The organism is Candidatus Bathyarchaeia archaeon, assembly GCA_035283685.1.
GTDB lineage: Archaea > Thermoproteota > Bathyarchaeia > Bathyarchaeales > Bathyarchaeaceae > DATETJ01.
Map to the genome: position 1 here is coordinate 50,027 of DATETJ010000010.1, position 15,911 is coordinate 65,937.

At 49.0% G+C, this 15,911-nt stretch carries 22 protein-coding genes; 17 read left to right on the forward strand and 5 right to left on the reverse strand.

All coding sequences use genetic code 11. From position 1 onward, the window contains the following. Window positions 1-158: 158 nt before the first annotated feature. A complete protein-coding gene (locus tag VJ249_10090) occupies window positions 159-605 on the forward strand; it encodes a hypothetical protein (protein HKZ94909.1) in 447 nt (148 codons plus the stop codon). Window positions 606-613: 8 nt separating this feature from the next. On the opposite strand, the gene VJ249_10095 is transcribed toward VJ249_10090, so the two are convergent. Together VJ249_10095 and VJ249_10100 are read right to left on the reverse strand one after the other, a co-directional pair. Continuing rightward, entirely contained in the window at window positions 614-925 is a 312-nt protein-coding gene (locus VJ249_10095; protein ID HKZ94910.1) for a DUF424 family protein, read from the reverse strand. A 764-nt stretch (window positions 926-1,689) separates the two neighbouring features. Beyond that, entirely contained in the window at window positions 1,690-2,100 is a 411-nt protein-coding gene (locus VJ249_10100) for a translation initiation factor IF-2 subunit beta (protein HKZ94911.1), read from the reverse strand. Window positions 2,101-2,223: 123 nt separating this feature from the next. Between VJ249_10100 and VJ249_10105 the strand changes: the two genes are divergently transcribed. The 6 genes from VJ249_10105 to VJ249_10130 all read left to right on the forward strand — a co-directional run bounded on the left by VJ249_10105 (window position 2,224) and on the right by VJ249_10130 (window position 7,318). Continuing rightward, entirely contained in the window at window positions 2,224-2,808 is a 585-nt protein-coding gene (locus VJ249_10105) for a DUF3786 domain-containing protein (protein HKZ94912.1), read from the forward strand. 53 nt (window positions 2,809-2,861) lie between these two features. Further along, window positions 2,862-4,268: an aminomethyl-transferring glycine dehydrogenase subunit GcvPA gene (gene gcvPA / locus VJ249_10110; GenBank protein ID HKZ94913.1), complete on the forward strand. Its 1,407-nt coding sequence runs from the start codon at window positions 2,862-2,864 to the stop codon at window positions 4,266-4,268. Window positions 4,269-4,273: 5 nt separating this feature from the next. Further along, window positions 4,274-5,824, forward strand: coding sequence for an aminomethyl-transferring glycine dehydrogenase subunit GcvPB (gene gcvPB, locus VJ249_10115; GenBank protein ID HKZ94914.1), 1,551 nt, complete (start codon window positions 4,274-4,276; stop codon window positions 5,822-5,824). Window positions 5,825-5,846: 22 nt separating this feature from the next. After that, window positions 5,847-6,137: an iron-sulfur cluster assembly protein gene (locus tag VJ249_10120; protein HKZ94915.1), complete on the forward strand. Its 291-nt coding sequence runs from the start codon at window positions 5,847-5,849 to the stop codon at window positions 6,135-6,137. An 18-nt stretch (window positions 6,138-6,155) separates the two neighbouring features. Then, window positions 6,156-6,446 carry a ubiquitin-like small modifier protein 1 gene (locus VJ249_10125; GenBank protein HKZ94916.1) on the forward strand — a complete coding sequence of 97 codons (291 nt, stop codon included), beginning with the start codon at window positions 6,156-6,158 and terminating at the stop codon, window positions 6,444-6,446. 62 nt (window positions 6,447-6,508) lie between these two features. Further along, window positions 6,509-7,318 (forward strand): AN1-type zinc finger domain-containing protein, encoded by an 810-nt coding sequence (locus VJ249_10130; GenBank protein ID HKZ94917.1) that lies wholly within the window; start codon window positions 6,509-6,511, stop codon window positions 7,316-7,318. Between the two features lie 36 nt (window positions 7,319-7,354). On the opposite strand, the gene rpsJ is transcribed toward VJ249_10130, so the two are convergent. Next, entirely contained in the window at window positions 7,355-7,663 is a 309-nt protein-coding gene (rpsJ, locus tag VJ249_10135; protein ID HKZ94918.1) for a 30S ribosomal protein S10, read from the reverse strand. Window positions 7,664-7,838: 175 nt separating this feature from the next. On the opposite strand from rpsJ, the gene VJ249_10140 reads away from it, so the two are divergent. Genes VJ249_10140 through VJ249_10175 form a run of 8 tightly spaced genes read left to right on the forward strand, consistent with a single transcriptional unit; the run spans window position 7,839 to window position 14,505 of the window. Continuing rightward, on the forward strand, window positions 7,839-8,432 hold the full coding sequence (locus tag VJ249_10140) for a PadR family transcriptional regulator (protein HKZ94919.1): 594 nt from the start codon (window positions 7,839-7,841) through the stop codon (window positions 8,430-8,432). 22 nt (window positions 8,433-8,454) lie between these two features. After that, window positions 8,455-9,450: an ATP-binding cassette domain-containing protein gene (locus tag VJ249_10145; GenBank protein HKZ94920.1), complete on the forward strand. Its 996-nt coding sequence runs from the start codon at window positions 8,455-8,457 to the stop codon at window positions 9,448-9,450. Beyond that, entirely contained in the window at window positions 9,447-10,346 is a 900-nt protein-coding gene (locus VJ249_10150) for an ABC transporter permease (protein ID HKZ94921.1), read from the forward strand. The genes VJ249_10145 and VJ249_10150 overlap by 4 nt, the downstream gene beginning before the upstream one ends. Before the next feature lie 17 nt (window positions 10,347-10,363). Next, on the forward strand, window positions 10,364-11,062 hold the full coding sequence (locus tag VJ249_10155) for an ABC transporter ATP-binding protein (GenBank protein HKZ94922.1): 699 nt from the start codon (window positions 10,364-10,366) through the stop codon (window positions 11,060-11,062). Continuing rightward, window positions 11,043-12,326, forward strand: coding sequence for an ABC transporter permease (locus VJ249_10160; GenBank protein ID HKZ94923.1), 1,284 nt, complete (start codon window positions 11,043-11,045; stop codon window positions 12,324-12,326). The genes VJ249_10155 and VJ249_10160 overlap by 20 nt, the downstream gene beginning before the upstream one ends. 60 nt (window positions 12,327-12,386) lie before the next feature. Further along, window positions 12,387-13,040: an HAD family hydrolase gene (locus VJ249_10165; GenBank protein ID HKZ94924.1), complete on the forward strand. Its 654-nt coding sequence runs from the start codon at window positions 12,387-12,389 to the stop codon at window positions 13,038-13,040. 41 nt (window positions 13,041-13,081) lie between these two features. Next, window positions 13,082-13,666: a LemA family protein gene (locus VJ249_10170; GenBank protein ID HKZ94925.1), complete on the forward strand. Its 585-nt coding sequence runs from the start codon at window positions 13,082-13,084 to the stop codon at window positions 13,664-13,666. A gap of 23 nt (window positions 13,667-13,689) precedes the next feature. Next, window positions 13,690-14,505, forward strand: coding sequence for a TPM domain-containing protein (locus VJ249_10175; protein ID HKZ94926.1), 816 nt, complete (start codon window positions 13,690-13,692; stop codon window positions 14,503-14,505). Window positions 14,506-14,516: 11 nt separating this feature from the next. On the opposite strand, the gene VJ249_10180 is transcribed toward VJ249_10175, so the two are convergent. Both VJ249_10180 and VJ249_10185 read right to left on the reverse strand, forming a co-directional pair. After that, window positions 14,517-14,714 (reverse strand): 50S ribosomal protein L37e, encoded by a 198-nt coding sequence (locus VJ249_10180; protein HKZ94927.1) that lies wholly within the window; start codon window positions 14,712-14,714, stop codon window positions 14,517-14,519. 15 nt (window positions 14,715-14,729) lie between these two features. Then, a complete protein-coding gene (locus tag VJ249_10185; GenBank protein HKZ94928.1) occupies window positions 14,730-14,957 on the reverse strand; it encodes an LSM domain-containing protein in 228 nt (75 codons plus the stop codon). A gap of 96 nt (window positions 14,958-15,053) precedes the next feature. Between VJ249_10185 and VJ249_10190 the strand changes: the two genes are divergently transcribed. After that, window positions 15,054-15,554: a DUF1947 domain-containing protein gene (locus tag VJ249_10190; protein HKZ94929.1), complete on the forward strand. Its 501-nt coding sequence runs from the start codon at window positions 15,054-15,056 to the stop codon at window positions 15,552-15,554. Between the two features lie 98 nt (window positions 15,555-15,652). Then, window positions 15,653-15,898 carry a hypothetical protein gene (locus tag VJ249_10195; protein ID HKZ94930.1) on the forward strand — a complete coding sequence of 82 codons (246 nt, stop codon included), beginning with the start codon at window positions 15,653-15,655 and terminating at the stop codon, window positions 15,896-15,898. Window positions 15,899-15,911: the final 13 nt, after the last annotated feature.

The window sequence follows — 15,911 nt, forward strand, 5'->3', positions numbered from 1 at the left end:
CACCCTGCATTCAGCTCAATCCTTATCTGAACTTCATATTGCCAAGACGCAACCCTAATCGACCAAGAAAAGCAAAGAGATTAACCAACTGTATCAATAAAAGGTGGTTCGCCACGAAATCCACTGACGCCAGCCCAATTTCACTGGTAGTCGTCCTAATGGCAGCCTCCTCAATGATGTCAATGATAAGCATGCTCCTACTAGACCAGATCGTCCACGGCGAACTCTACGACTACGGCCTCCAATTCAACCGCAACTGGGCAGAATCCTACTGGACCCTAACAAAAATCATATTCGCCCTAGGATGGTTCAACATAATCGCCGCCATAGGAGTACACTTATACTCACTCGCCTTCAAACGAAAAGAAGTACAACAACTCGTAACCGCAGTCCAAGAGGAAATAAACAGAGAACGAACCGCCCAACACCAAAAACCCAGAGAACCACCAATTCTACCCGGACTACCCGAGAAAGAATACCTAAACCTAGCAAACCCTGAGCCACAACACGAACCAACAAAACAAGAAATAATCGTCACCCAAAACGTCCGCACCACAGGCTTGAAAACGCAAAACCCCAAGGAAACATCCACGAACGATTCGTGAACAATGCACTATATTTTGACTATTTGCGCGTGCGGCACCCCATTTATCTTCAGAACGGCATCAGGATGCACCAACCCAGCTTTAACAGCGTGGCGCACTATACATTTGCCAACCATGTTCACAATAGATGACTGCCTGCACAAATCAAGGGCTTCCTCAACCGTCACCTTCATACCCTTATAGAAATCCTCACGAACCTCAAACACAATCTTACCATCACGCAACGTCTTACCACACAAATTGCAGTCACAAGCGGCTAAAATAATCTGGTTGCCGTGTCTGCGCACGTTCACGTAAACATCCGTCAACATCATTGCCATCTACACTGCTATTTCCATGTTGAAATACGCATAAACGCGACAATATAGCTTTCGGAACCCCTTATCTCCATGCAACCAAGCCTTCCAGCACAACATAGAAGTAGTTCTCAACAAACACGAGACACAGACTACTTCCAAACAGGAACTCAGCCGCCGACAAACAACCTCGGTATTATTACTGATTCTAAGCGTGAGTTAATAACATCTGAAACAGAAACCAGCTCCACAACGCCATCGTTGACGAAGCCATGCCTAAACTTGACGCAAGACAGCGCGCAAACAGAACCCACAGCATCATACAAAAACCCAAACAGACCCCAAAAACACAATGCTCACACTTGTTGATGTCACCGGGAACACTCTGACGACGATGTCCACACAGCCTCTGCCACACCAAAGGTAGAAGAAGGCTAAAGGGAAATGGCACCTTCTTCTTCCGAAATTTCTTTTCCCGCACAATCTCGTGAAACTAACAACTTGTGGCTACAACCGATGAGCCCCACCTGTAACCGCAAAATGCGTTCTCCCCATATGCGTCGCCTTTTATACCCTCCAACGCCCATCCACCCAATCAGACAAAAAAACAACACAAAGAGGTGAAACAACATGGCAACCATAACTCGAAACGGATGGAAAGCAGCTCCCGACGCTGCACAGATGGAAGCTGAATGGGCCAAGGCGGAAGCCCAAGCTCGCTTCTACACGAACCGAATGATGTAAACCGCCTAACCCTTCTTTCTCTAAATCATCCCAGAACTCTTGTTCTAAATGGTTCTAACGCTTGATTTTGCTCCACACGCCTCACAGGCTAAAAACGAAAAACGCTTCTCCTTAACAATCTTCGTGTCCGGACGCTTACACACAGGACAGATCAAATACGCCTGCGCATAATGCTGAACCAAACTCTCCAAACTGTCATTCTTAAACTTCCCATGAAAAATCGCGCGAGCACTATCCATAGAACCCGCAGTAGCCATCTCCCGAGACAAATAACGCAGTAAGTGCAGAGGATCACGATTCATCGCCTCAGCAATCTCCCTGAAATTAACAATGTAAGTGCGCATACCAATATTCCCACTTCTCACCCTAGGAACCTCAAACCGCTTATGCTCAAAAATCTCACGCGGCAACTGACTATGCGCACGTTTAAGCAGCTCCCTATAATCGCTTTGCATCAAGCTCACTCTCCATCCAATCATACACGAACGTTAACGAACCATCCTTTAAAGGCAACCACCTTCACTTAAATATTTTCAAAACACTCATGCCAAGCTAAACTCAGCAAGGAACACAGTCGAATGGGCGCCGACATTTGGACATGGGAAAAATGCAAGAACAAACTCAAAACGCTACGAGGCAGACTAGGCTTCCCAGACTCAACAAACCTGCATTTTCTGAAACTGGCGCTATCACTCGAAACTGGAGAAATGCAGGACGAAATGAGAAACCAGCCATACCCCGAAGCAAAACCAACAATCTATTGCATACTCTCAGGATACGCCGACGCCAAACCAACCCCAGAAACCAAGCAGCTGATCTCTTATTCTCAAGTGCCCGGAGGCGTAGGCTACAATGCAGCTTTCATCCGCCGCGCCGTGCAGCCACTGGAACGCATCTTCGGATCAAACGTCCAGCGCTTATGGACTGCCGCGCAGCTCTTTGACGCCGAGAAACTAGACTACGGCGACTGCTCAGCGAAAATCCACGCTCTACCACTTGTGCCTCTCGTTGTCATCTTGCGCGCCGCGTCACCAGAGTTCTCAGCCTCAGCCAACATGCTCTTCGACTCCACCATCAGCAACTACCTCTCAACAGAACAGGTCGCCATGCTCAGCCAACTCACAGCGCTCCGATTAGCCCGCGCCAATGAAGCGATAACTTAAAACCCGCTCAGCCGAAATACTACCGTTCTACCAGCCCTCGGTGAAAGCCACACTTGCCCAAAACGCACGCTCACCCATACATACCCAACACTACGCCGGAAACCAAACGAGGAATGATGCAGCAAATCGGCATCAAGGCAATAGACGAACTCTACTCTGACGTGCCACAAAAACTCCGCCTAAAACGGAAACTAAACCTGCCCAAAGCCATGTCAGAGCAAGAGGTCAAAAAACACGTTGAGGCTCTTCTAAGCAAGAACACAAGCACACGCGACATGCCCACTTTTCTAGGCGCAGGCTGCTGGCCACACTACGTTCCAGCCGCTGTCGACAACATTATGCAACGAAGCGAACTGCTAACCTCATACACACCCTATCAACCCGAAATCTCACAGGGCATGCTTCAGGCGTTATTCGAGTATCAAAGCATGATATGCGAGTTAACCGCCATGGACGCCGCCAACTCATCCATGTACGACTGGGCCTCAGCCCTAGGCGAAGCAGTCCGCATGGCCGTGCGCGTCAACAACCGCACGGAAGCAATCGTGCCCAAACTCATACACCCAGAAAGACTTGCCACTCTCCAAACTTACGTTGAGCCACTCAAAATGCACATAAGAAAAGCCGAATACAACCGAGAAACCGGCTTGATCAACATTGAAAACCTAAAGCAACTTGTCTCAAACAAAACCGCCGCAGTCTACATAGAGAATCCATCTTACCTAGGATTCATCGAATCTCAAGTCAACGAGATCGCAGAAATAACCCACGACCGTAGAGCATTATTCATCGTGGGCGTCGACCCTACCTCACTCGGAATCCTGAAACCACCAGGCGACTACGACGCCGACATAGCCATAGGCGAAGGACAACCCCTCGGAAACCACCTCAACTACGGCGGACCACTCCTCGGCTTATTCGCCTGCAAAGGCGAAACAGAGCTAATTAGACAGATGCCAGGCCGCGTCATCGGCATGACTACAACGCTCAAGGGAGACAAAACAGGCTTCTGCATGGCCTTGCAGACTCGCGAGCAACATATACGCCGCGAAAGAGCAACGTCGAACATCTGCACAAACGAAGCCCTATGCGCCGTTGCCTCAACCGTGTACCTAGCTCTACTCGGACCAGACGGTCTAAGGGAACTCGGCGAAACCATAATGACCCGCTCACAATACGCAATGCACAAACTAAACCAGATGGCAGGCGTCAAAGCGCCCCTATTCAGCTCAGCACACTTCAAAGAATTCACAGTTAACTTTGACAAAACCGGAAAGAAAGTTCACACCATACATGAGGCACTCTTGAAACAGCATAAGATCCACGGAGGCAAAGACATCTCGAAGGAATTCCCAGAGCTTGGACAAACCTCGCTCTACTGCATCACAGAAACTCACTCCAGAAACGAAATCGACCGCCTAGCAAAAAGCCTGAAAGCTGTCTTAGGGAGGAAGAGGTGAAACCCTTGTACAGACAAGCGCAGTGGAACGAGCCAGTCATCTTCAAGCTTGGGGGCAAAGGCAGACGAGGATGCACTCTGCCCACCGTTGATGATGATGTGGGCAAGCTCGTTGGCAACGTTGCAGACACATTGCCCAAATCCATTAGGCGTAGTCAACGGCCCCGGTTGCCCGAGCTTTCAGAGGTTGAGGTGGTGCGCCACTTCACTAGGCTTTCACAGATGAACTATGGCGTTGATTCAGGCTTCTATCCTTTGGGCAGTTGCACGATGAAATACAACCCAAAAATCAACGACTTGTTGGCTGGAGCCACTGGCTTAAGCGAGCTTCACCCGGATCAAAGTGAAGAGACTGTTCAGGGCATACTGGAAATCCTGTACACGCTTTCTCAGTGGCTTGCCGAAATCACGGGCACCGACGAAGTTTGCCTTCAACCGTCAGCTGGCGCACACGGCGAATTGCTCGGCGCCTTGCTCATGCGAGCTTGCCACAAACGGAACGGTGACTCTGACAAGCGAACTGAACTGATCGTGCCAGATTCAGCTCATGGCACTAATCCTGCGAGCGGAACCATGGCTGGCTTCAAAATCGTCGTCGTGCCCTCTAATTCGAATGGTACAGTGGATTTGAAGGCTTTGAAAGCAGCAGTTTCAGAAAAAACCGCTGGCTTGATGCTCACAAATCCGAATACGCTGGGAATCTTTGAGGAAGACATCGCTGAAATCGCTGATATCATTCATGAGGCTGGTGGCTTGCTCTATTATGACGGTGCCAACCTCAACGCAATCATGGGTAAGACGCGTCCAGGTGACATGGGCTACGACGTAGTGCACATTAACATACACAAGACCTTTGGGACACCTCACGGCGGAGGCGGACCAGGCGCGGGTCCAATAGGCGTTTGCAAGGAGTTAGCCAAGTTCTTGCCTGTGCCTCAAATCGCCTATGATACGAAGCGCAAGCGTTACCACTTGGATTACAACCGACCTGAGAGTGTGGGCAAGGTTCGAGGTTTCTATGGCAGTGTGGCAGTCTTGCTGCGCGCTTTCGCTTACATTTTGAGCATGGGAGCTGAAGGCTTGGAGGAAGCGGCTGAGATTTCGGTGTTGAACGCCAACTACTTGGTTAAGAAGCTAAGCGAGATTCGAGGCTTTGAGCTACCTTATGCGAAAGGTCGTCCACGAAAGCATGAATGCGTTTTCAGCGTGAAGCCTATGAGCAAAGAGACGGGTGTACGAGCTGCGGATGTGGCCAAAAGACTACTCGACTATGGCTTGCATTCGCCTACCACGTATTTTCCGTTAGTTGTAGAGGAGGCGTTGATGATTGAGCCAACTGAATCCATTGAAAAGGAAGAGTTGGACCGCTTCGTTGAGGCTTTGAGGCAGATTTCTGACGAAGCCTATTCTGATCCCAACTTGGTTAAGAATGCACCCTACAACGCGGCTATAACTCGGCTGGACGAGGTTAAGGCTTCGCATCCGAAAACCATGGCTTTGAGCTGGCGTATGCATCAAAATCGCAATGTTATTAAAGCCGCCGCCTCTAAGGTTTAGGCTCAAGGCATAGGGATGAGCTTTGACTGAACTGGAAACCAAAGTCAAAAGCGAAGTTGAAAAAATCATCGACCCCGAAACCGGCTTAACGTTTGGACAGATGGAGCTAATTCAAAGCGTGAAAGAACAGGAGCCAGGCGTGATTAAAATTGAATTTGTACCCACCAGCCCCTTCTGCCCAATTGCCTTCAAATTCGCCTTGGACATTAAGACAACTGCCAAAACGGTGGCGGGCATTAAGAAAGCCCTTGTATATGTGCATGGACATACAATGGAAGAGAGCATCAACCAAACCGTTAACAAAGCTGAATAGGCTTCAGCGGAAGACAAGTTGACCGTTAAAGTAAGTGTTAAGTTTTTCACCACGCTGCGGGAGATCGTTGGAAAGAAAGAGGAACAGATCGAGTTTTCCAAGCCCATCAACGTGAACGCTGTGCTGAAGCAGTTGTCTAAGAAGTATGGAAAGGACTTTGACGACTACATGTTTGACGAGTTAGGCGACGTGCGAGGGCACTTACAGGTCTTGGTTAACGGACAAAGCGTCACAACCATGAATGACCTGAGAACACAATTGAACAATGGCGATCAAGTGGCTATTCTGCCGCCGGTTGGCGGAGGCTGAGCACCCTGCTTAAATGCCTATTAGTTCAGGCTTAAATGACAAGATAACTCCAAGTTTGTGGGTTGAAGGATTATTTGAAGTGTCAGCGGTGCGGCAAGGAAGAGGTTTTACCCTTCAAATGCCCTTTCTGTAGTGGGCTTTTCTGCGGTGAGCATCGCTTACCAGAAAACCATAATTGCTCGGAGATTTGGAGGGCGAAAACGCCGAAGGAGGAGGCACCGCCGTCATATGAGTTTAAGGTTACGTACCAGTCTCGGCGAGGCGCGCTGAGGTTTAGGTTTAGCCCAACTGAGATTAGAGACTTGGCGCTGAGTGCGTTGTTGGTTTCTGGTGTGGGGCTTTCGTTTTTGGGGTTGAGTCTTGTGGATAGTCCACCACACATTGTGGCAGTATTGGTGGCTGTTTTCACTGGCTCCTTTCTTGTACATGAGATGGCGCACAAGTTTGTTGCTCAACGTTACGGGTTGTGGGCTGAGTTTCGCTTGACGCTTTTTGGAGCGCTTCTAACTTTGATATCGATTGTTTTGCCTTTCAAATTCATCTCTCCAGGAGCAGTAATGATTGCTGGATCTGCTGGTAAAGATACAATTGGGAAAACCGCAGTTTCCGGGTCCGTCACAAATCTGACAATATGCGCTGTCTCTTTCGCGTTTACTTTCATAATCCCTTGGAGCAATCCCTTCTTTGAAGTGGCATTGTTCTCCGCGGCTTTCAACGCCTTCATTGCTGCTTTGAACCTGCTTCCGTTTGGGATGCTTGATGGATGGAAGGTTTTTCAATGGAGCAGACTTATCTGGGTCTTGGCTTTTCTTTCCGCGGTTGCTTTGCTGGCTGAAATCTTATGGTTGTATTCTGATTTTATCCGGTTCTGAAAAGAAGATTGTCTCTTGAAGGGCGACGTGCAAGTTTTACAGTAGCTCGATGCTTACGAAAACTTCTTCGGGTACGCGGATGCGCATGATGCGGCGCATGACTCGTTCTTCAGAATCTATGTCGATGAGGCGTTTGTGAATTCGCATTTCCCATTTGTCCCATGTTTGTGTGCCTTCACCGCAAGGTGTTTTCAAAACGGGCACACGCAAGTGTTTGGTTGGTAGTGGTACGGGTCCAACCATTTTGACGCCTGTTTTATCGGCGATGGCCTTCAGTTCCATGCACACCTCTTCTAACTTCTTGAAGTCAGTGCTTGTTAAGCGAATCCGTGCTTTTCTAGCCATCGCCACGCTTCCTCATTCTAAGTTGCGTTAACTCCACAACCCCACCTTTTAAATACTTTTCCTTTAAGTTCCGCATGCGACTGCTGAGCGCATTTTTCTCAGGTGCTTCTTTGGACTTTCAGGACACGAGCATATGCCCCTTTTCTAGTCCGAATTGCAGAAGGTTTATAAGGAAATGTCATTGTTGATATCGATATTGATATCGGAGGTGATATCGATATTGTTTCCATTCAGGCATTGGATGAGACACATGGCGATGGTCCCTAAAGGCTTCTTACGCTATCAAGTCTTGAAGTTGCTTGATGAAAAACCTATGTCGGGTTCAGAGTTGATGGCTGAAATCGAAAAGCAGACCGAAGGTCGTTGGCGACCAAGCCCTGGCTCCATCTACCCACTACTCTCGTGGCTACAAGATAAAGGCTACATCAAAGAAGCTGACGGTCAGGAAGCAGGAGTAAAGCGTTACGCACTTTCAGATTCAGGGAAAGCTTTGCTCGTCGAACATGGCAAAAGGCAAGTAGAAATGCGCAAGCGGTTCCCGCACTTTGGTCCTGGTCCGGGCTTCATGGGGCCAATGTGGTTTGAGTTCTATCCTGAGAGGGCTAAGGAGCTGCGCCGAGCCACCAAAGACTTGGCCATGGCCATTTGGAAGCTCCGCGATAAGATTAGAGAAGAGTACTCTGAAAAAGCTGTTCAAGATGCCGCGAAAGCTTTAGAAGAGACCGCCAAAAAGATTGAGGAAATAGCAGGGAAGCTTAGAGGCGAGTAGCTAATTGTCGCATGACGCCATAATGGTTGAAGGTTTGACCAGAGTCTTCAACAAGAACTTGGTTGCCGTAGATCACATCAACTTCAGCGTTCAAGAAGGGGAAATCTTGGGCTTCCTCGGACCAAACGGGGCAGGCAAAACCACAACCATCAACATGCTCATAACCGTACTGAAGCCCACCGAAGGCAACGCCAAAGTCTGCGGCTATGACATAAACAAGCAATCTAGCGAAGTCAGAAACTGCATAGGCGTAGTCCCGCAGGAATACACAGCTGATGAGGATTTAACAGGTCTAGAGAACATTTTGCTCTGCGCTGACCTGTACGGGATACCACGCGAAGTCTCAAAGAAACGAGCGGAGGAGCTCTTAGCGCTTATTGAGTTGACTAAGTTCAAAGACAAGCAGGTGGCTACGTACTCGGGGGGCATGAGACGAAGGCTTGAACTTGCTTGCGGTTTGATCAATCGCCCTCATGTTTTTTTCTTAGATGAGCCTACTCTTGGCTTGGATGTTCAGACTAGGGCAGCCACATGGAATTATATCAGGTTGCTCAAGAAGGAATTCGGCATGACCATTTTCATGACTACACACTATTTGGAGGAGGCAGACATGCTCTGCGACCGCATAGCCATAATCGATCATGGAAAGATCGTCACAGTGGGCGCTCCGGAGCAGTTGAAGGAAGGCTTGGGCGGAGACATCATGACCCTAAGCATCAAAGACGCCAAAGCCGACATCACTGGTGTAATTCAGAAGGTTCCCAAAGTGAAGGAAGTGCGAAAGCAGGATGGCACTTACCGAATCAAATTGCAGGACGGCGAGGAAACAGCTCCAACCATCATTGATGCAGTGAGAGCAGAAGGATACACAGTCACGCGGCTTTCGTTGACAAAGCCAACACTGGACGAAGTCTATCTTGAATTCACAGGCAAGACCATGCGAGAGGAAGAGGAAGCTAAAGAACAGATTTTCACGCAGAGAATCACCATGAGACGGGCAAGAGGTGAACGAAGATGAGTGACAAGAACAGCGGCAATTCTAGGAATCCGTTACATGGGCTTTGGGCCTTAACTAACCGAGAGCTGAAAAAATGGTACAAGAACCCGTTTCTCTTGTTCATGAGTATACTTCAACCCATAATCTGGATGGGCTTGTTCGGAAAAGCCATGAACTTAGGCGCGGTGTTTACCAACTTCAACCCAACTTTGCCACCCACAGTTCCCGTCGAAGTTCGACCCCTTATTGAGCAGGCAATGTCTGAATTGTCAAAGCAATTGCTTGTGGACACATTCGGTACTCAGGATTACTTCTCCTACATGTCGGTGGGCATACTCACATTTGTCGTACTGTTCACAACAATGTTCAGCGGCATATCAATTGTCTGGGATCGCCGCTTGGGCTTCTTGAACAAAGTCTTAAGCACACCCGTGGCTAGAGGCTCGATAATAATGTCTAAAGTGTTGTCAGCTGTGATGCGCTCACTACTGCAAGCAGCCATAATCTTAGGCTTCGCCTCTCTCCTAGGCTTGACACCAAGCGCAACGTTCAGTCCGATAAATCTACTAGGAGTTTTCGCAGCATTATTCCTCATCAGCATAGGTTTGTCTGCGATTTTCATTTTGATTGCCATACGCTCGACGAGATGGGAAACTCAGATGGCTGTTATGAATCTGCTCAACCTGCCTCTGCTATTCTCAAGCAATACGTTGTTTCCGATTCACCTGATGCCTGACTGGCTGCAAACCGTAGCGAGAGTAAACCCAATAACCTATGTTAATGATGCAACTCGGCAACTCATCCTCTACGAACTAGACATGCAGAAACTTCTCTTTGACTTTACGTACTTGGGCGTATTCGCATTAGTCTTCACATCAATCGGCATATTGCTCTCATGGAAATACCTAACCCGGTAGTATAGGCGTGACCAGAAATGACAACAGTCGTTGAAGCAGTTGACCTGAAGAAAACCTACGTGCTTGGCAAGGTACCTGTAGATGCTCTCTGCGGCATTGACTTGAAGGTTGATAAAGGCGATTTCCTAGCCATCCTTGGCCCCTCTGGAAGCGGCAAATCCACGCTACTAAACATGATAGGAGCCTTGGACAAACCGACTAACGGCAAGATCCTAATCGAAGGCATTGACGTTTCAACACTAAGCGACAATCAACTGGCAGATTTGCGGCGCAATATTGGCTTCGTGTTTCAATTCTTCAATCTCATACCGCGATTCAGCGCCCGCGAAAACGTTGAGCTGGCCATGGCTGTCACCGACATCGGTAGAAACGAGAGAAAAAAACGAGCTGACCAGCTTCTTGAATCTGTGGGCTTGAAAGAAAGAACAAGTCACAAGCCAACTGAACTGAGTGGCGGCGAACAGCAAAGAGTTGCGATTGCACGAGCGTTGGCAAACAATCCCAAGTTCTTGATCATGGACGAGCCCACGGGAAACATCGACTCCAAAACAGCTGGCGAAATAGTTGAGTTGATTAAGCGGCTAAACGAAGAGCAAGGAGTCACGATAATCTTGGTTACCCATGATGCCCACATGGCGGCTAAAGCCAAGCGAATGGTGCAGATGCTTGACGGCGTCATAGTGCAGGAGACGGTTAATGAACATGAAAGCAAATGACATCTTCTCGTATGCTTTCAGCGCGATCAAGTTGAGAAAACTGCGTGCCGGTTTGACAACCTTGGGCGTGGTTATCGGCATCGCTGCAATAGTCGCTTTGCTGTCGCTTGGACAAGGATTCCAAGATGCAATTACAGCGCAGTTTGAGAAAGGCTTTGCGACGAACACGTTGATTGTTTCTCCACGCGGCTTTCAGGGCGAGTCCAGCTACCAGTTGCTTGTAAACGACACCGCGACAATTGAGAGCATTGAAAACGTGACCTTGGCGGTGCCGGTGATCCAGAAGACCGTCTACGCGAAAATAGGCGAAAGAACCTTCATAATCAATGTGGCAGGAGTCGACTTTTCAGAATACGGCGGCATTTTCGACTCTACCTTCATTGCTGAAAGCGGAAACATTCCATCGAACCCCAAAAGCGACGCGATCGTAGTTGGCGCACGCATACACGATCCATGGCAGAATGGCACAACGCTGGCCAATGTAGGCGACTCCGTAGAAATCATCTGGACCACATTCAGTAGCGGTTTCACACGCAAGAATGAAACCTACACTGGCCATGTTGTAGCTGTTTTGAAAGAGGTTGGCGGCTTCAGCTTTGGCGGGCCTTCAGACATAGGCGTTTACATTCCAATTTCGAAGGCTGAAGACTTCTTTGGCAGTCAGGAAGTCAACTCAATTATTGCGCAGTTGAAGGACAGTGAAGACGCTACTATTAATGATGTTTCGGAAGCGATCAGAAATGCTTTCGGTGGTCAAGTGTCTGTGACTTCGTCAACCGCTGTTTTGGGCACTATTGCGTCGGTCTTCTCTTTCATTGAGCTTTTCCTCGCGGGCGTTGCTGGCATCTCGCTTCTGGTGGCTGGCATAGGCATAATGAACATCATGATCGTGTCATTAATGGAGCGGACAAGAGAAATAGGCATACTGAAAGCTCTCGGAATGAAAGGACGAACCGTTCTGTTGATCTTCCTAAGCGAAGCCATAATCATCGGTCTCTTGGGAGCAATAATCGGCATTGCGTTAGGCGTAGGCTTGGCTGAAGGAGTTGCACGATTCGGTTTCTTAGCCATGGAAGGGCAAGGCTTCAGGCAGGGCGGACCCATGAATCAAGATACAACTGATCTTACGATAACGCCTGTTCTGACGCCCACGGTTTTTGTTGGAGCTTTTTCCTTCGGCTTGCTGGTCAGCATGATTTTCGCGTTGTACCCAGCTTGGCGGGCTTCAAAACTTAAACCAGTGGATGCTTTAAGATACGAATAAAACCGAACCTATACGTGTGAAGTGAGACCCCTGTCGCCCGCCAGACTGAAAGTGAAGGCTTTGCTCCTAGATTTGGACGGCACTCTGGTAGACTCTACTGAAGCCCTTAAAGAAGCTGGCAGAGCTGGATTCATTGCTTTGGGCTTGTCCAATGTCGATTATGGCAAAACAGCGTTTGAGGTTGCCCGCAGACTTGAACAGGACTTGCCGATAGATGAGTTGTTTTCCAAGTTTCGCATGGGAAAGGAAGCTGAGGAGAGGTTTCTTCCAGCATACTTGGACGCCTATTATTCGGCAGTCATAACGAAGAGTAAGCCTTTCCCCAAGATTAGAGAAACGTTGGCGGCTCTCTCAACGCGTTTCCCCTTAGGCTTGATAACTCTGCGCTACGTTGTCCGAGAACAGATAATCGATGAACTGGAGCATTTGGGGTTGAGGAAATTCTTCCGAGTTGTGGTCACAGCCCTAGACGTAGAGAAGCCTAAACCGTCGCCAGACGCATTGCTCGTGGCTGCCAAAAAACTTGGCGTTCCCATCAGCCAATGCGCCATAGTGGGCGATTCAATCGTGGATGTTCAAGCGGGAAAAGCGGCGGGAGCTAAGACCATTGCTGTATTGACAGGCTTATTTAGCCGCAAAGAGTTGGCCACCATGAGACCAGACCTGGTGCTAAAGAGTGCGGGTGAGCTTCCAACACATATATCTACAAGTTAGGCAAATGTTCAATATTCGGGAAAAGAGGACGGAAAAATAGCATGAATGGAAAATTGTTGGCAGTTGGAGTAATATTAGCTGTCGTCATCGCAGTCGGCATCTTCGCCTTTCTCTACTACGGAACCTACAACAGTCTCGTCGGCTATGAAGCATCCGTTGACGAAAAGTGGGCGCAAGTGCAGGGGGCGCTTCAGAGGCGCTATGATCTGATACCAAGGGTTGTCAACGTAACAAGACAATACTTGGGATATGAAGCAGCAATCCTCACAGAGATAACTGCGCTTAGAAGCCAATGGGCAGCTGCCCTTCAATCGGGAAACCCTGATACAATCACCAATGCGACGGGGAATATGGAAGACGGCCTGTCCAGACTGATCGTGGTCGTCGAGTCATATCCTGAACTTAAAGCCTCAGAGGTCATGGTGGGTCTTATATCCGAGCTAGAAGGCACAGAAAACAGGATCCAAACCGAACGCATGAGGTTTAACGAGGCTGTCAGGGATTACAACCGTGGCATCAAACTCTTCCCAGCTAATCTCTGGGCAGGTGGCTGGGGATTCGAGAGGAGAGAGTATTTCCAAGCTAAAGTTGGAGCAGAAGAACCGCCGCCAGTACCATCTGATTAAGCTTCGTTGAAGAAGGACGCGGAATGCCCGAATCATCGAGGCGCCGATTCTTCTTTGCCTTTTTCATAGTCCTCATTTTTGCCGCTGCACCACTGACCACCGCGCAAGTCGTCGATGAATTGTGGGTTGACGAAATTGAGACCTATCTTTTCCAAGTGGATTATGACACAACGGCTGAGATTGTCGTGTACATTGTGCAGTCGCTTCGAGGACACGGCATCAAGGACAGCGATGGAAACGAAATTAATGAGATAGTCCAGCTTGGTGTTCACATCTTTAATGAAGTGCCTTTGCCCACTCCGAACGGAGACGTGGTAGGAATAGGCAAGAAAGACTTGCATAATGGCGTTCTCGTCTTGATCGCCATGGAGGAGCGCGAGTGGCGAATTGAAGTGGGCTATGGCTTAGGAGGAGATATTACTGATATAGAGGCCAAAATGATAGCTGAAACTTACCTAGTTCCAAGATTTCAGGAAGGCAACTATGGCGAGGGCTTGTATGACACCGTGGTTGCTTTGTCAGAGGAGATTCCCATACCTAACCCAGTTCCAGGCTTGCCATTAAGGAGCAGATACTTTTACGAGAACCTTAACCCGCCAGCGGGGATTGAGCTTCCGCTTTGGCTCATTGCTGTAATTGCCGTCGTTGTCGGCGCAGTCATAGTTGTCGTTGTCATAGTTCTGGTGTATCTGGTTAGAACAGGTAGAATAAGGCCGGAGAGATGGCGGTCTACTGGTCGAGGTGGAGGCGGTTGGGGTGGAGGGCGGTCACCGTCTGGAGGTGGAGGTAGAGGTGGAGGGGGTCGTTCTGGCGGTGGTGGCGCGGGGGGCAAGTGGTGACGAACAGAAAATTAGCGGAGTCTCAGACCGGTTAGTTTCTTGTTTTGCCAGCTGAAGCGTCGTATGTGTGTGGTTTCGCCGTAGCCGCAGGCTGCGCAGCGTTTTTTGGTGACGTGGTAGCTTCGTCTGCCGCAGCGTCGGCATTTTATGTGCACGGTTTTGCCCATGTGGCGTCCGAATGAAGATGTGCCCTTGCTTATGCGTGGCATGGTCGGGTTTCACTCTTAGCGTGGAGGCGGAGAAATTAGGATGACGTTGTCGCCTCTCACAATGATGACTCCGAGCTTTCGTAGGTTCTCGGTGTTTGTGGTGTCTTCGGTTTCTTCTAGGACTAGGTTGAGGTGTTGGTCGTAGCCTTTGAGTCTGCCTCGTAGGCTTTTGCCGCCTTTTAGCCGTACGAGTACGATTTTGCCTAGGCTTTCTTCAAGTATTTGTGTGGTCATTTCGCTCATGTGCAATGCCTTCTCGATGTATCGTTGTAAATCTGCCTTTTATAGAGGATGCCAACATAATTTAAAGGTTGTTGCACACGGGTTGATGAGAGCGTTATGCCCGAGACTATGCGTAGACAGTTTCTGAGAGAGAAAGACGCCGCAAAGCTGTTGGATGAGTTTTCAGGGAAACTGAGAATCGACTTGAAAGAGCTGCTGCAGACGAAGAAGCCGAGTGTGGAAGTGGCTGAGAACCCGGATGCTGAACTGATTTATCTTGGTGGTAAACCGTTGGCTGCTAGGCTCAAGGGCGTGCTTGTTCCAACTTTGTTGTTTGAGAAGGCGTTGCTGCGTCTTCCTAAGATCGTGGTGAATATGGGTGCGGTGCCGCACATTTGTAACGGTGCGGATGTTCTGGCGCCTGGCGTGGTTAAAGTTGATGGGGCTTTCTTGGCAAACGACTTTGCGGTTGTGGTTGATGAGCGGCATCGGAAGCCGTTGGCTGTGGTTATCGCTCTGGTTGACTCGGAAGCTATTCGCGGATTGGCTCGGGGTAAGGTTGCGGGGAATCTTCATTATGTGGGTGATGCGCTATGGAGCCTGCTGAAGAAGGGGTGAGAGTAGGCGATTATTTGGTTATTTGTGTTACAAAAATAATATTTATACGGTTGTGGAGACAAGGGTGAACATAGAACTCGGTAGGCGCTGATGGGAACTTGGCTAAGACTCCTGAAAGCTGCCCCGGCTTGTCTCAGTTTATGAGGCCTACGCCGTCGTATTTCAAGTGTCCTCATTGTCAGGGTGATGTGGAGATTTGGAGTGATGAGGAGTGTGCTTCGTGTCCGCGTTGTGGAACCATGGTTTCGAAGGGTAAGGTTCAGTCGTGTCTCGATTATTGCGAGTTTGCTGAGAAGTGTAAGGGTTTGATTGATGCTAGGAAGCGGGAGAGAGGCGAAGTTTAAGCCGGATTTGACG

Bases quoted from the DNA above. Each gene is read 5' to 3' on its own strand.
- VJ249_10090 (HKZ94909.1), top strand. From the start codon at position 159: ATGGCAGCCTCCTCAATGATGTCAATGATAAGCATGCTCCTACTAGAC.
- VJ249_10095 (HKZ94910.1), bottom strand. From the start codon at position 925: ATGGCAATGATGTTGACGGATGTTTACGTGAACGTGCGCAGACACGGC.
- VJ249_10100 (HKZ94911.1), bottom strand. From the start codon at position 2,100: ATGCAAAGCGATTATAGGGAGCTGCTTAAACGTGCGCATAGTCAGTTG.
- VJ249_10105 (HKZ94912.1), top strand. From the start codon at position 2,224: ATGGGCGCCGACATTTGGACATGGGAAAAATGCAAGAACAAACTCAAA.
- rpsJ (HKZ94918.1), bottom strand. From the start codon at position 7,663: ATGGCTAGAAAAGCACGGATTCGCTTAACAAGCACTGACTTCAAGAAG.
- VJ249_10140 (HKZ94919.1), top strand. From the start codon at position 7,839: ATGTCATTGTTGATATCGATATTGATATCGGAGGTGATATCGATATTG.
- VJ249_10145 (HKZ94920.1), top strand. From the start codon at position 8,455: ATGGTTGAAGGTTTGACCAGAGTCTTCAACAAGAACTTGGTTGCCGTA.
- VJ249_10150 (HKZ94921.1), top strand. From the start codon at position 9,447: ATGAGTGACAAGAACAGCGGCAATTCTAGGAATCCGTTACATGGGCTT.
- VJ249_10155 (HKZ94922.1), top strand. From the start codon at position 10,364: ATGACAACAGTCGTTGAAGCAGTTGACCTGAAGAAAACCTACGTGCTT.
- VJ249_10160 (HKZ94923.1), top strand. From the start codon at position 11,043: ATGAACATGAAAGCAAATGACATCTTCTCGTATGCTTTCAGCGCGATC.
- VJ249_10170 (HKZ94925.1), top strand. From the start codon at position 13,082: ATGAATGGAAAATTGTTGGCAGTTGGAGTAATATTAGCTGTCGTCATC.
- VJ249_10175 (HKZ94926.1), top strand. From the start codon at position 13,690: ATGCCCGAATCATCGAGGCGCCGATTCTTCTTTGCCTTTTTCATAGTC.
- VJ249_10180 (HKZ94927.1), bottom strand. From the start codon at position 14,714: ATGCCACGCATAAGCAAGGGCACATCTTCATTCGGACGCCACATGGGC.
- VJ249_10185 (HKZ94928.1), bottom strand. From the start codon at position 14,957: ATGAGCGAAATGACCACACAAATACTTGAAGAAAGCCTAGGCAAAATC.
- VJ249_10190 (HKZ94929.1), top strand. From the start codon at position 15,054: ATGCCCGAGACTATGCGTAGACAGTTTCTGAGAGAGAAAGACGCCGCA.